The following is a 14,029-nucleotide window of genomic DNA, read 5'->3' as shown; positions in this document are numbered from 1 at the left end:
ACGGCCGGGCCCGGCACCGGCACCAGGCGCGCCGGGCGCGGAAGGCGCGGGCGGGACGACGGGCGCGGGCGGGGTGGGGTTCGCTCGCCGTCGGGCGCGCGGCACGGTACCGGTCATGGCCCCAGCCCACCCCGGCCGGCCGGTCCCACGCGCCGAACGGGGCCCCGCTGGGGACGCGCGCGGGCCCGGAGCAGGACTGTGGAGCCCGGACACCGGCCTGAACACCGGCCCGGCCCCCGGTCCGGGCACCGGCCCCCGGGTGCGGGGCGGGGGCTCGGGCCGGGGGCCGGGAGCGGCGGGGCGTCGTCGTGCTCCCGTGCGGGAGCGGCGGCTCAGGCCACGATGTTGACGAGCTTGGGCGCGCGCACGATCACCTTGCGGATCTCGGCGTCACCCAGCTGGCGGCGGATCGTCTCCGAGCCCAGGGCGAGCTCGCGCAGGGCGTCCTCGCCGATGTCGGCGGGCACCTCGAGCCGGTCCCGGACCTTGCCCTTGATCTGCACCACGGCGGTGACGGTGTCGTCCACCAGCAGCTCCGGGTCGACCGCGGGCCAGCCGGCGACGACGACGGAGCCCTCGTGGCCCAGCGCGTGCCACATGTCCTCGGCCGTGTACGGGGCGACCAGCGACAGCAGGACCGCGACCGCCTCGACGGCCTCGCGCACGGCGGGGTCGGCGGGCCCGCAGCCGGAGTCGATGGCCTTGCGGACCACGTTCACCAGCTCCATGGTCTTGGCGATCACCACGTTGAACTTCGCGGCGTCGAGCAGCTGGGCGGCGTCGTCGACGGCCCGGTGGGTGGCCCGGCGCACGGTCAGGTCCCCGTCGGCCGGGTCGGCCCCGGGGTCGCCGGTCACGTCCTGGGCCAGGCGCCAGGCCCGGGCCAGGAACTTCTGGGAGCCCTGCGGGGAGACGTCGGCCCAGTCCACGTCGTCCTCCGGCGGGGAGGCGAAGACCATGGTCAGGCGCACGGCGTCCACGCCGAACCGGTCGAGCTGCTCGCCCAGGTCCACGCCGTTGCCCAGGGACTTGGACATCGCCCGGCCCCCGTTGAGCACCTGGCCCTGGTTCAGCAGCGCCTTGAACGGCTCGGTGAAGTCCACGAGCCCCAGGTCGAAGAGCACCTTGGTGAAGAACCGGGAGTAGAGCAGGTGCAGGATCGCGTGCTCCACGCCGCCCACGTACTGGTCCACGGGCAGCCACTTGCGGGTCTGCTCGAGGTCGAACGCCGCGGTCTCGTCGTTCGGGGAGGCGAAGCGCAGGTAGTACCAGGAGGAGTCCACGAACGTGTCCATGGTGTCGGTGTCGCGCAGGGCGGGGCCGTCGCAGGAGGGGCAGTTCACGTGCACCCAGGACTCGGCCGCCGCGAGAGGGGACCGGCCCTTGGGCGCGAGCTGCTCGCCGCGCAGGTCGTCGGGCAGCCGCACCGGCAGCTGCTCCTCGGGCACCGGCACCTCGCCGCAGGCCCCGCAGTGCACGATCGGGATGGGCGCCCCCCAGAAGCGCTGGCGGGACAGCAGCCAGTCGCGCAGCCGGAAGTTGACCTGGCGGTTGCCCGTCCCGGCGGCCTCGACCAGGCCGATGGCGCGCTCGATGGCCTCGGTCTTCTCCAGCCCGGAGAGCTCGCCCGAGTTGATCAGGGTGCCCTCGCCCGTGGTGGCGGTCCCGGTGACGGCGGGGTCCTCCTCGCCGGTGTCGAGCACCGCGCGCACGGGCAGGTCGAAGGTGCGGGCGAAGTCGAGGTCGCGCTGGTCGTGGGCGGGCACGGCCATGATCGCGCCCGTGCCGTAGTCGGCCAGCACGTAGTCCGCGGCCCACACGGGCAGCTTCTCGCCGTTGAGCGGGTTGACGGCGTGGCGGCCCAGGAACACCCCGGTCTTCTGCCGGTCGGTGGCCTGGCGCTCGATGTCGGACAGCGCCTTGACCTGCTCCCGGTAGGCGGCCAGCTCCGCCGCGTGCTCCGGGGCGACGATCTGCCCGGCCAGCTCGGCGTCCGCGGCGACCACGAAGAACGTGGCGCCGTAGAGCGTGTCGGGGCGGGTCGTGAACACGGTGACCTCGCGGTCCGTGCCGCCCTCGCCGGCGCCCTCGATGGCGAAGCGCACGTGGGCTCCCTCGGAGCGCCCGATCCAGTTGCGCTGCATGGCCAGCACCCGCTCGGGCCAGTGGCCCTCGAGCGCGGCCATGTCGTCGAGCAGCCGGTCGGCGTAGTCGGTGATCTTGAAGTACCACTGGTTCAGGGCCTTCTTCGTCACCGGGGTGTGGCAGCGCTCGCACGCCCCGTTGACGACCTGCTCGTTGGCCAGCACCGTCTGGTCCTTGGGGCACCAGTTGACCGGCGAGTTCTTCCGGTACGCCAGGCCCTTGCGGTGGAACTGCAGGAACAGCCACTGCGTCCACCGGTAGTACTCGGGGTCGGAGGTGTGGATCTCCCGGGACCAGTCCGCGCTGATCGCGTAGCGCTGGAAGGAGGCCTTCTGCGTCTCGATGTTGGCGTAGGTCCACTCCGCCGGGTGGGCGTCGCGCTTGATCGCCGCGTTCTCCGCCGGCAGCCCGAAGGAGTCCCAGCCGATCGGGTGCAGCACGTCGTAGCCGCGCTGGCGCCAGTACCGGGCCACCACGTCCCCCATCGCGAAGGCCTCCGCGTGCCCCATGTGCAGGTCGCCCGAGGGGTAGGGGAACATGTCCAGGACGTAGCGGCGCTCCCGCGAGCCGTCGTCGACGGGCGCGTAGACCTGCTGCTCCGCCCAGAACGACGGCCACGCCGCCTCGATGGCACGGAAGTCGTACCCGGTGGTCTCGGTCGTGTGCTGCTGTTCGGTCACGGTCCTCGCCTTCGCGGTCGTGGACCGCCGCCGGCCCCGGAACGGGCGGCGCGCGGTCGCGTGTGCGGCACCCGGGCATCACGGATGCCCGGCGGTGCGCCGACGGTGGTGGAATCCGTCCCATCCTAGCCCAGCGCCGCCCGGCCCCCCGGCCCGCAGGGGCTAGCATCGACAGCGGGCCGGGACGCACCGGGCGCCTGCCGGGCCCGCAGGGAGGAACCATGGCGGCAGCGGCCGGCGCACGGCACGGCGCGACGGACGGCGGCGGGCCCACCGGCACGGGCCGCGACGCCGACGTCCCGGACAGCGCGGTGCAGAACCCCTGGGCCGAGCGGCGCAGCATGGTCCTGGACGGGCACAAGGTGCGCTACTGGTTCTACGACGTCGACCGGACCCCCAAGCCGCTGCTCGTGCTGGTCCACGGCTTCCGCGGCGACCACCACGGCCTGCAGCTGGTCGCCGACCGGCTCCGCGAGCGCTACCACGTGGTCGTCCCCGATCTGCCCGGCTTCGGCCGCTCCGAGCCCTTCCCCGACCGGCCCCACGACATCGCCGGGTACGCGGAGTTCCTGCGCGGCTTCGTGGAGACCCTCACCGACGGCGCGGTGCACGACGGCGCCCCGCACGGGGTCGCCGTGCTGGGCCACTCCTTCGGCTCGGTGGTCGCCGCGCACTTCTCCGCCGCGCACCCGGCGATGGTCGAGCGGCTGGTGCTCGTCAACCCGATCTGCGAACCCGCGCTGGAGGGCGAGCAGGCGCTGCTGAGCCGCCTGACGGTGGGCTACTACCGGCTGGGCCGGGCCCTGCCCCGGCGGCTGGGCCGGCGGCTGCTCTCCAGCTGGCTCGTCACGGACGCGATGAGCGGGGTGATGACCAAGTCGCAGGACCCCCGGGTGCGCGGCTACGTGCGCCACCAGCACCGCGCCTACTTCTCGTCCTTCGCGGACCGGGACGTGCTGCTGGAGGCCTACGAGGCCTCCGTCTCGCACACCGTCGCGGAGGTCGCGATGCAGCTGAGCATGCCGACCCTGCTGGTCGTGGGCGCCCAGGACGAGCTGGGCTCGCTCGCCGCGCAGCGGACCATGGCCTCCTGGATCCCCCGGCACCGCCTCGAGGTCCTCGACGGCGTGGGCCACCTCATCCACTACGAGGCCCCCGGGCGCACCGCCGAGCTCGTCCACGACTTCCTCTCCTCCCCCGCCCCCGAGCCGGTCCCCGGCCCGCCCCCCGGACCGGACGGCGGGCCGCCCGCGCTGCACGCGCAGGCGCCCCCCGCCGACGCCCCCGCCCCCGACACCGCCCCGTTCACCGGTCTGCAGCGCATCGTGCGCCGCGGGCACCGGGCCCGCCGGGACCAGCAGGCAGGACGCCGCCGGTGAGACTGCTCCTGGACGCCCGCTACACCCGTCTCGACCGCCACGACGGGATCAGCCGCTACGGGGCGAGCCTGGCCGAGGCCGTGGCCGGTCTCGCCGGCGCGACCCCAGGGCTGGACGTGGCCCTGCTCGTCAGCGACCCCCGCCAGCTCGCCCTGCTGCCGGGGCTCCCCCACGTCACCGGGCCCTCCCCCGTGTCGGCCGCCGAGGCCGCCACGGCGCTGGTGCTCAACCGGTACGCGCCCGACGTCGTGTTCTCCCCCATGCAGACCATGGGCTCCGCGGGCCGCCGGCACGGGCTGATCCTCACCCTGCACGACCTCATCTACTACGACCACCCCCAGCCGCCCGGGGACCTGCCCGCCGCCGTGCGCGCGGGCTGGCGGCTCTACCACCGGGCCTGGTGGCCCCAGCGGGTCCTGCTGGACCGCGCCGACGCCGTGGTGACCGTCTCGGACACCACCCGCGAGCTGATCGCCGCCCACCGGCTCACCCGCCGCCCCGTGCACGTGGTGCCCAACGCCCCCCAGCCCGGGTCCGTGCTCCCCACCGGGCAGGCCCTGGCACGGCTGCCCCGGCGCGGCCGGAAGCTGCTCTACATGGGCTCCTTCCTGCCGTACAAGAACGTGGAGACCCTGCTGCGCGCGGCCGGCCGGCTCCCGGACCACGAGCTGCACCTGCTCTCCCGGATCTCCCCGGCCCGCCGCGCCCAGCTGGAGGCCCTCGTCCCGGACGGGGCGCGGGTCGTCTTCCACGACGGGGTGGACGAGACCGAGTACGCCGCCCTGCTCGCCGAGGCGGCCGCCCTGGTGCACGCGTCCCGGGCCGAGGGCTACGGGCTGCCGCTCGTGGAGGCGCTCGCGGCGGGCACGCCCGTGGTGTGCAGCGACCTGCCGATCTTCCGGGAGGTCGCCGGGGGCGCCGCCGGCTACGCCGCGCCCGACGACGACGCCGGGTTCGCCGCCGCCGTGCGCGCCCTCGAGGACCCGGACCGGGCCCGCGCCCGGGTGCTGGCCGGGCTCGAGCGGGCCCGGGCCTACTCGTGGGATGACTCCGCGCGCGAGCTGCTGGCGGTCGCCCGCGGCGTCCACGAGTCCCGCTCCCGGCACCGCTCCCCCTGACCGGACCGTCCTAACGGAGTCCACGAGCCCCTGCGGGTCCTCCGTCACGCGGCTACGCTGGACCGGTGGAGACGAGACAGCTGGAGGCCTTCCTCGCGGTGGTGGGGACCGGCACCTTCGCCGGTGCGGCCGACGAGCTGGGCACGGTGCAGTCGAGCGTCAGCACCAGGGTCCGGGCCCTGGAGCAGGATCTCGGCGTCCGGCTGTTCGACCGGTCCCGCCGCACCGCCCGGCTGACCACGGCCGGGCTGGTGCTCGCCGAGGAGGCGCCGGCCTGGCTGCACCTCGGACAGGACCTGCGCCAGCACGTGCTCGAGGCCGACGGCGGCCGGCGCGGCTCCTTGCGGATCGGCACGATCAACCCCATCAGCCATCTGGACCTGCCGGGGATGCTGGCCGGGTTCTCCGCCGAGCACCCGCACGTTCAGGTCTCGCTGAGAACCGATCCGGCCGGCTCCGAGGGGCTGCTGACGCGGCTGCGGGCCCACGAGCTGGACCTCGCCGTGGTGTCCCTGCCCGCCCGTGCCGTGGTGCACGACCTGGTGACCGCCCCGCTGGCCTCGGGCGCGCTCGTGCTCATCACGCCCTCCGGGCACCCCCTGGCCGCGGACGCCGCCTCCCCGCCCACCCTGGCCGAGCTGAGCGAGCACCCCTGGATCGACACTGCGGCGGGCCAGGCCGTGCGGCACATCGTCGACAGCGCCTTCTCCGCCGCGGGACTGGTCCGCCGGCGGGCGGTGGAGCTCTCGGACCTGACGGCCGTGCCGGACTTCGTGGCCTCCGGCAGCGGCATCGCCATGGTTCCCCGCTTCGTCGTGACCGGCCGATCGGACGTGCGGATCGTGGACTACACCGGTCCCCGCCTGGAGTGGAGCACGGTCCTGGTCCACCGCCGGGGCCGGATCTCCCAGGTCGCCCAACGGTTCTGGGACCACAGCCTGCAGCACCCCGCTCCCGCCTGACCCTTCCGGGCCGCCGCGCGGATCCAGGGGCCCGCCGTCGTTCCATCGCGGTTGCCGATGATGTCGATCGCCTCTGATCGTTGGACGCGCGGGGACCTCGGCGGGCATCCTGGGGGCACGCCCCATGCCGACCCGGAGGACCTCCCGGGCCCGCTCCCCTCGCCGTGCTCCGGCGCGCCGCCCCGACCGACCCCGGGCGGCCCCGGCGGACGGGAAGCGCCCCGTGGCCTCTGAGCGCACCTCCCGCGGCGACCCGGCACGACGACGGCGCCACGGCCCGCACCGTTGCCGGCCACGGCACCACGCCGGACCGGGCACCCTCCGCAGCCGGCGGACCCGGAACCCGGGGGCCTGCCACCGCCGCCGCACGAGCACGGCCACCAGCGGCAAGGAGCGCAGCAGGCCGGTGCGTCGTCTCCGAGAGGTCCTCGCCCGGTCGCCGGCGCACCGCGCCGCGCCACCCGGACAGCCCCACCCGAGGAAAGGACCGATCGAGTGACGGAAGCAGACGACGACCAGCGGCCGGAGCCCGAGCCGTCGAGGGCGATGGTCGAGCGGGACCGGGTCGGCGCGGCCGTGCGCCGCCGTTCACGCCTTCCCCACGAGGAGCTCCCCCCGATCTCCAGCACCGAGCTGAGCAAGGGCCCGGCCGAGCTCGCCGAGGACCGCGAGCCCCGCGTCAACTGGCGGGTCTTCGTCACGTCCTCCCTGGTCGTCCTCGCGTTCTCGGTCTGGGCGATGGCCGCCCCGCACCACGCCGCGAGCGCCATGCGGGACGTCGTCGGCTGGATCGCGACCAATCTCGGCTGGTTCTACGTCCTCACGGTGACCCTGGTGATCCTCTTCGTCCTCTGGGTCGCCTTCTCCAAGGAGGGCAGCGTCCGGCTGGGCCCGGACCACTCCCGCCCGCAGTACGGGCTCTTCACCTGGGTCGCGATGCTCTTCGCCGCCGGCGTGGGCATCGACATGCTCTTCTACTCGGTGACCGGACCGATCACCCAGTTCGTCGCTCCCCCCGCGGCCGACCCCCGCTCCGCCGAGGCCGCCCAGGACGCCGTGGTCTGGACGATGTTCCACTACGGCGTGGCCGGGTGGTCGATGTACGCCCTGCTGGGCATGGCCATGGGCTACTTCGCCTACCGCTGGGGCATGCCGCTCTCCATCCGGGCCGCCCTGTACCCGCTGCTCGGCCGGCGCGTCCGCGGGACCACCGGCGACGTCATCGACGTCTTTGCCCTGGTGGGCACCGTGTTCGGCGTGGCGACCTCGATGGGCATCGGGGTCGTGCTCCTGAACGTCGGTTTTGCCTGGCTCTTCGGGCTACCGGAAGGCCTGGCGCTGCAGATCGCCCTCGTGCTGGTGGCCGTCGTCATGACGGTCGCGGCCTGCACCTCCGGGGTGGACCGGGGCATCCGGGTCATCTCCGAGCTCAACCTCTGGAGCGCGGGCGCGATGATGCTCTACATCCTCGTCACCGGCGAGACCGCCTTCCTGCTCAACGCCATGGTCGAGAACATCGGCCGCTTCGTCTTCACCCTGCCCGAGCGCACGGTGCAGACGTTCGCCTACGTGGAGGGCGGCTCGGAGTGGATGGGCGGCTGGACGCTGTTCTTCTGGGCCTTCTGGCTGGCGTGGGGACCGTTCGTCGGACTGTTCCTCGCCCGCATCTCACGGGGCAGGACGCTGCGGGAGTTCGTCGTCGCGGCCATCACCGCACCCGTGCTCTGCGACTTCTTCATCGTGACCGTCTTCGGCAACTCCGCCATGCACGAGGTGCTCAGCGGCAACACCGAGTTCGCCCGGCTGGCCGTGGAGAGCCCGGAGCAGGGCTGGTACGCACTGCTCGAGATGTTCCCCGGCGCGGCGTTCCTGATCGGGCTGGCGACCCTGTCCGGGCTGCTGTTCTACCTGACGAGCGCCAACTCGGGTGCGATGGTGATGTCGAACTTCTCCTCGACCATCCCCGACCCGGCGCAGGACGGGGCGAAGTGGCTGCGGATCTTCTGGGCGCTGCTGACCGCGGTGCTCACCATCGCCATGCTCGTGGCCGGGGGCGTCACCACCATGGAGCACGCCACGCTGATCTTCGCGCTGCCGGTGACGGTCATCGCCTTCCTCGTGATGGCCTCCTTCTCGAAGGTGCTGCGGATGGAGCGGGCCGAGCGCGAGGGCCGGACCCTGCGCCGGCGCTTCGACGCGGTCCACGGCGGCCTGGTCCCCGAGAAGACGTGGCGGCAGCGCCTGGCCCGCCTGCGGTCCTATCCCTCGCAGAAGGCCGTCGCCCAGTTCGTCGGGCGCGTCGTGCGACCCGCGCTCCAGGACGTCGCCGACGAGTTCCGCGACCTGGGCCACCAGGCGGAGCTGCGCACGACCCCGAACGCCGGGACCGGCATCGACGAGCACGCGCTCGTCGTGAACATGGCCGACCACCGGGACTTCCACTACCAGGTGGCGGCCGTCCGGGCGCCGGTGCCGATGATCGGGGCCCGCAGCATGTCCCGGGAGACGGACGTCTACTACCGGCTCGAGGTGTTCACCCAGACCGGCAGCGAGGGCTACGACCTGATGGGGCTGACCCAGCAGCAGCTGATCAACGACGTCCTGGACCGCTACGAGGCCCACCTGTCGTTCCTGCGGTACTCCACGGAGCACGCCTACGCCTCGGTCCTGACGCCCCCGCAGCCCGCCGCGGCCGATGCGGTCCCGCCACCGGTCCCTGCGCGGGCCGAGGACGTGGAGCCCATCGGCACCTGAGCCCCGCACCGGCGCAGGGGCCCGCCCCGCGGCGCCCGCGTGGCCCCTAGGGCACCGACCAGGTGTGCACCGGCTCGTTCTCGTCCATGTGCTCGGCGTAGGCCTCCAGCATCCGGCGCAGGGCGGTGGGCCGGTCCGCGCCGTGGCGCTCGAAGTGTTCGACCGCCCGGGTCTGCCACACCGCGCCGTTGACCCCCGAGACGCACCGGCCCTCGATGATCCCCAGGTAGCGCTCGCGCACCTCCGGAGCCACCCCCCACTCCTCGAGGCCCTGGTGGGCCAGCGGGAGGAGGTGGCGCAGGACGAGCTCGTCGGCGCTGACCTCCCCGTAGCCGGGCCAGTACAGCCGGGCGTCGATGCCGTCCCGGGCGGCGCGGGTGAAGTTCTCGGCGCAGGCCGGGAAGCTCATCCGGGTCCACACCGGCCGCTCCTGCCGGGCCAGCACGCGCGCGGCCCCGTAGTAGAACGCGGCGTTGGCCATCACGTCGGTGATCGTCGGGCCCGCGGGCAGCACCCGGTTCTCCACCCGCAGGTGCGGCCGGCCGCCCACGACGTCGTAGATCGGCCGGTTCCAGCGGTAGACCGTCCCGTTGTGCAGCCGCAGCTCCGAGAGGTCCGGGGCGATCCCGGCCCGCAGCTTCGCGGCCGGGTCCTCCTCGGAGCTCTCGGCCAGCAGCGCCGGGAACCAGCGGACGTTCTCCTCGAACAGGTCGAAGATCGAGGTGATCCACCGCTCGCCGAAGAACACCCGGGGACGCACCCCCTGGTTCTTCAGCTCCACCGGGCGGGTGTCCGTGGCCTGGGTGAACAGCGCGATCCGGGTCTCGGCGTGCAGCCGCCGGCCGTAGAAGAACGGGCTGTTCGCGCCGAGGGCGATCTGCGGGGCGGACAGCGCCTGGGCGGCGTTCCAGTGCGCCGCGAACTGGGCGGGGGCGACCTGCAGGTGCAGCTGGACGCTGGTGCACGCCGACTCGGGGGCGATCGAGTCGCACCAGGTGTCGACCCGCTCGCCGGTGGGCCCCTCGATCTCGAGGCGGATGTCCTCCCCGCGCGCCACGAAGATGGAGTCGTTGAGCGCCGTGTAGCGGTTGTTGTCGCTGATCCACTCCTGCTCGTAGTGCTCGGGGCGCAGGGTGGGCAGGATGCCGATCGTCACGATCCGTGAGCCGACCCCGCGGGCCGCGGCGTCCGCGGCGTTGAGCGAGGCGCGCAGGTCCTCCTCGAGCTCGAGGGCGGCCCGTCCGGGCAGCGGGCGGGGAGGCACGTTGAGCTCGATGTTGTACCGCGCCAGCTCGGTCTGGTACCCGGGGTCGGCGATCGCGGCGAGCACCTCGTCGTTGTGGAAGTGCGGGTCGAAGCTCCCGTCGACGAGGTTGAGCTCGATCTCCAGCCCCGTCATGGGCCGGTCGAACTCGAACGAGGCGCGGGCGAGCATCTGCTCGAACACGTCGAGGTCCGCACGGACCTTCTCCCGGTAGCGCTGGCGCTGCTCGCGCGTGTAGCTGCGGGAACTGACCTCTTCGCCCACGGTGGCCTCCGACTCCCGGCCGCGGCGCGGCCCCAGGACACCAACCAACCACACCGCGGCCCGTGCGCCAACACCCGGGCGCACCCGCCGCTGCGCCGTCCGCGGGTGCGCCTGGGCCGGCGCGGTCCTCAGAGCAGGTCGGTGACGTCGCAGCGCACGTGCACCGGGGCGTGCTTGCGCAGCGCGGAGGCCTTCGACCGGGCGGCCCGCAGCCGGCGGGTGACCTCCCCGGCCACGCCGTAGCCGAAGAACAGCAGCGCCCGGTGCGGGGCCGGCTCCCCCTCAGGCCCGGGCTCGTGGTCCTCCAGGGGGGCGGGCCCGATGACCCGCACGGCGGGCGGCAGCTCGAGGTCGGCCAGGAACGCCGCGACCGCCGCGGCCGGGCCCGTCACGGCCGCCGAGCGCACGGCCGGGGGCAGGCCCAGGGACTGGCGCTCCACCAGCTCGCGCTCGGCGTACCCGGCCGGGTCCCACCGCACGAGCGCGCCCACGGCGGCCTCGTGCTCCGCGGTGACCACCACGATCCCGCCGTCCCGGGCGCGGCGCACCAGCGCGGCGGCGTTGAACCACCGGCGCAGCGTCTGCTCCGCGGCGCGCAGGGCGGGGCGCATCAGCATCCGGTTGCCGTCCAGCAGCAGGGCGGCCGCGTAGCCGCCCTCCGCGACCGGCTCGGCGCCCGGGGTGGCCACGACGAGAGCGGGCGTGCCGGGGACGTCCGCGCGCACCGAGTCGCCCGAGGACGCCACGACGGGCACCTTCGGGAACGCCCGCCCCAGCTCCTCGGCGGTGCGCAGCGCCCCGACGGTGACCAGGCGCATCCGGGGGGACCCGCAGGCGGCGCAGGACCAGGCGTGCGCCGAGCGGCCGCACCAGCCGCACCGGGGCACCCCGCGCCGGGACACGACCCCGAGAGGCCCGTCGCAGGCGGTGCAGCGGGCGGGCTCCCGGCAGCGCTCGCACGCCAGGTGCGGGGCGTAGCCGGCGCGGGCGACCTGGACCAGGACGGGGCCCCGCTCGAGGGCCTCGCGGGCCGCCCGGTAGGCCGTCTCGGGCAGCCGGGCCCGGGAGGCCAGCGGGTCCCGGGCGGCGTGGAAGGAGTCGGCGGTGGAGACGATCCGCGGGGCGTGGACGCGCAGCACGTCCCGCGCGGGAGCGATCCGGCGGGCCCACCCGGAGACGACGAGGCGCTGGGCCTCGGGGCTGACCGCGTGACCGGCGAACAGCGCCGCGCACCCGCTGCGCCCGGCGCGCAGCAGCAGCACGTCCCGGACGTGCTGGTAGGGGGCGCGCTGCTCCACGAGGTTCTCGTCGCCGTCGTCGAAGCACGCCACGAGGCCGAGGTCGTCCACGGGGGCGTACGCGGCGGAGCGGGTGCCGAGGACCACCCGCACCTGCCCGGTGGCCGCGGCCAGGAACGCCCGGTAGCGGGGCGTGGGCCCGTCCTCGGCGTGCAGGCGCACCAGGTGCTCCCCGCCGATCTCGTCCGCGACCGAGCGCTCGAGCCGCGCCAGCGCCTTCTGGTCCGCGACGACGGCGACCGCCCCGCGCCCGGCCCGCCACGCCGCGCCGATCGCGGCGGCCAGGACGTCCGTCCAGTCGTGGGCGGGATGGGCGGGCAGCACCTCGACGACGGCCCGCGGGGAGGCCCCCGCCGCCAGCTCCGCCAGGAACTGCGCACCGCCGGCGTAGTCCGCCAGCGCGGCGTCGTGGGAGGGACCCGGGGCGTGCGGGGACAGCCCGGTCGAGTGGCCGGGCACCTCGGCCAGCCGCTGCTCGACCTCCTTCTCCACGCGGGCGACGCGGGGCGGGACGGCCACCCGGACGACGTCCGCGGCCGTGCCGGCCGAGCGGGCGGCGACGTCCTCGGCCAGCCGCGCGATCTCCGGGGCGAGCACGGGCAGCGGGGACAGCACCCGGCGCAGGGGCTGGATCCGGTGCATGACCTCGGACTCGCCCGTGCGCTCGAGCACGAAGCCCGTCAGCTCCTGCCCGCCGAAACCGACTTTGACGCGGGCGCCCGGCACCGCCGCCCCGGCCAGCTCGGCCGGCACGAGGTAGTCGAACGGGCGGTCCAGGTGCGGGACGTGGGTGTCCAGCAGCACCCGGGCCACGGGGTCGTGCTCGGCCGGCAGCACCGCGCCCACGCCCTTGGCGTCCTCGCGCGGGGGCCGGGGCGGGAAGCCCGAGAGGAGCGACAGCTGCCGCGGGCCCTCCGCGGCGTCCCCGGCGCCCTCCGGGTCCACGGTCAGACCCCGGCGGCCGACCGCAGGTCCGCGACGCGGTCGGTGCGCTCCCAGGTGAACTCGGGCTCGGAGCGGCCGAAGTGCCCGTGCGCGGCGGTGCGCGCGTAGATGGGGCGCTTGAGGTCCAGGTCCTCGATGATGGCCAGCGGCCGCAGGTCGAAGACCTCACGGATGGCGTGCTCGATCCGGGTGGGGGCGACCTTCTCGGTGCCGAAGGTCTCGACGTAGAGCCCGACGGGGGCGGCGCGCCCGATCGCGTACGCGACCTGGACCTCCACGCGGTCGGCGAGACCGGCCGCCACCACGTTCTTGGCCACCCAGCGCATCGCGTAGGCGGCGGAGCGGTCCACCTTCGAGGGGTCCTTGCCGGAGAAGGCGCCCCCGCCGTGGCGGGCCATGCCGCCGTAGGTGTCCACGATGATCTTGCGGCCGGTCAGGCCGGCGTCCCCCACGGGCCCGCCGCGCACGAAGTTGCCGGCCGGGTTGATGATCACCTGGGTGCCGGAGAGGTCCAGCCCGGACTCCTCGAGCACGGGGCTGATCACGCTGCGGCGCAGGTCGGAGGCGAGCTGGTCGAGGTCGTAGCCCTCGACGTGCTGGGCGGAGACCACCACGGTGTCCACGGCCACGGGGCGGTCGCCGTCGTAGCCGAGGGTGACCTGGGTCTTGCCGTCGGGGCGCAGACCCGGCAGCACGGCGGTCTTGCGCACGCGGGTGAGCTGCTCGGAGAGGCGGTGGGCGATGTGGATCGGCGCCGGCATCAGCACCTCGGTCTCGTTGGAGGCGTAGCCGAACATGATGCCCTGGTCCCCGGCGCCCTGGGCGTCGCGGGCGTCGCGGGCGGTGCCCTCGCGGACCTCGAGGGACTGGAACACGCCCTCGTAGATCTCCGGGGACTGCTCCCCGACGCTGATGGACACCCCGCAGAACTCGCCGTCGAAGCCGTGCACCGAGGAGTTGTAGCCGATGTCGAGCAGCGTCTTGCGCACCACGTTGGGGATCTCCACGTAGCCGCGGGTCTTCACCTCGCCGGCGACGTGCACCAGCCCGGTGGTCACCATGGTCTCGACCGCCACGGAGGACTCGGGGTCCTGGCGCAGGAGGTCGTCCAGGATGGAGTCGCTGATCTGGTCGCAGATCTTGTCGGGGTGTCCCTCCGTGACGGACTCGGAGGTGAACAGTCTCAGGTGCTGGGTCGTCTCGCTCACGGGAGACCACAC

General features: G+C 74.5%; 8 protein-coding genes. 4 read left to right on the top strand and 4 right to left on the bottom strand.

The window, feature by feature from the left end; translation table 11 throughout:
• Positions 1–332: 332 nt before the first annotated feature.
• A complete protein-coding gene (leuS, locus tag CK505_RS09995; RefSeq protein WP_095650971.1) occupies positions 333–2,825 on the bottom strand; it encodes a leucine--tRNA ligase in 2,493 nt (830 codons plus the stop codon).
• 221 nt (positions 2,826–3,046) lie between these two features.
• On the opposite strand from leuS, the gene CK505_RS09990 reads away from it, so the two are divergent.
• The 4 genes from CK505_RS09990 to betT all read left to right on the top strand — a co-directional run bounded on the left by CK505_RS09990 (position 3,047) and on the right by betT (position 9,038).
• Positions 3,047–4,204, top strand: coding sequence for an alpha/beta fold hydrolase (locus tag CK505_RS09990; protein WP_095650970.1), 1,158 nt, complete (start codon positions 3,047–3,049; stop codon positions 4,202–4,204).
• On the top strand, positions 4,201–5,322 hold the full coding sequence (locus tag CK505_RS09985; protein WP_017832315.1) for a glycosyltransferase family 1 protein: 1,122 nt from the start codon (positions 4,201–4,203) through the stop codon (positions 5,320–5,322). The genes CK505_RS09990 and CK505_RS09985 overlap by 4 nt, the downstream gene beginning before the upstream one ends.
• A 65-nt stretch (positions 5,323–5,387) precedes the next feature.
• Positions 5,388–6,284 (top strand): LysR family transcriptional regulator, encoded by an 897-nt coding sequence (locus CK505_RS09980; RefSeq protein ID WP_017832314.1) that lies wholly within the window; start codon positions 5,388–5,390, stop codon positions 6,282–6,284.
• 495 nt (positions 6,285–6,779) lie between these two features.
• Positions 6,780–9,038 (top strand): choline BCCT transporter BetT, encoded by a 2,259-nt coding sequence (gene betT / locus CK505_RS09975; RefSeq protein WP_095650969.1) that lies wholly within the window; start codon positions 6,780–6,782, stop codon positions 9,036–9,038.
• A gap of 46 nt (positions 9,039–9,084) precedes the next feature.
• Here betT and CK505_RS09970 read toward each other — a convergent pair whose 3' ends face one another.
• The 3 genes from CK505_RS09970 to metK form a co-directional block, all read right to left on the bottom strand.
• Entirely contained in the window at positions 9,085–10,566 is a 1,482-nt protein-coding gene (locus tag CK505_RS09970) for a glutamate--cysteine ligase (protein ID WP_017832312.1), read from the bottom strand.
• A gap of 128 nt (positions 10,567–10,694) precedes the next feature.
• The gene (locus CK505_RS09965; RefSeq protein ID WP_095650968.1) at positions 10,695–12,809 is read right to left on the bottom strand and encodes a primosomal protein N'; all 2,115 of its coding nucleotides are present in this window, start codon (positions 12,807–12,809) and stop codon (positions 10,695–10,697) included.
• Positions 12,810–12,811: 2 nt separating this feature from the next.
• The gene (gene metK / locus CK505_RS09960; protein ID WP_035928490.1) at positions 12,812–14,017 is read right to left on the bottom strand and encodes a methionine adenosyltransferase; all 1,206 of its coding nucleotides are present in this window, start codon (positions 14,015–14,017) and stop codon (positions 12,812–12,814) included.
• Between the last annotated feature and the right edge of the window lie 12 nt (positions 14,018–14,029).

Origin of the sequence: Kocuria sp. WN036, from assembly GCF_002287015.1 — a bacterium.
Taxonomy (GTDB): Bacteria; Actinomycetota; Actinomycetes; order Actinomycetales; family Micrococcaceae; genus Kocuria; species Kocuria rosea.
This window is presented reverse-complemented; position numbering and strand designations above follow the sequence as displayed.

Bases quoted from the DNA above. Each gene is read 5' to 3' on its own strand.
- CK505_RS09990 (WP_095650970.1), top strand. From the start codon at position 3,047: ATGGCGGCAGCGGCCGGCGCACGGCACGGCGCGACGGACGGCGGCGGG.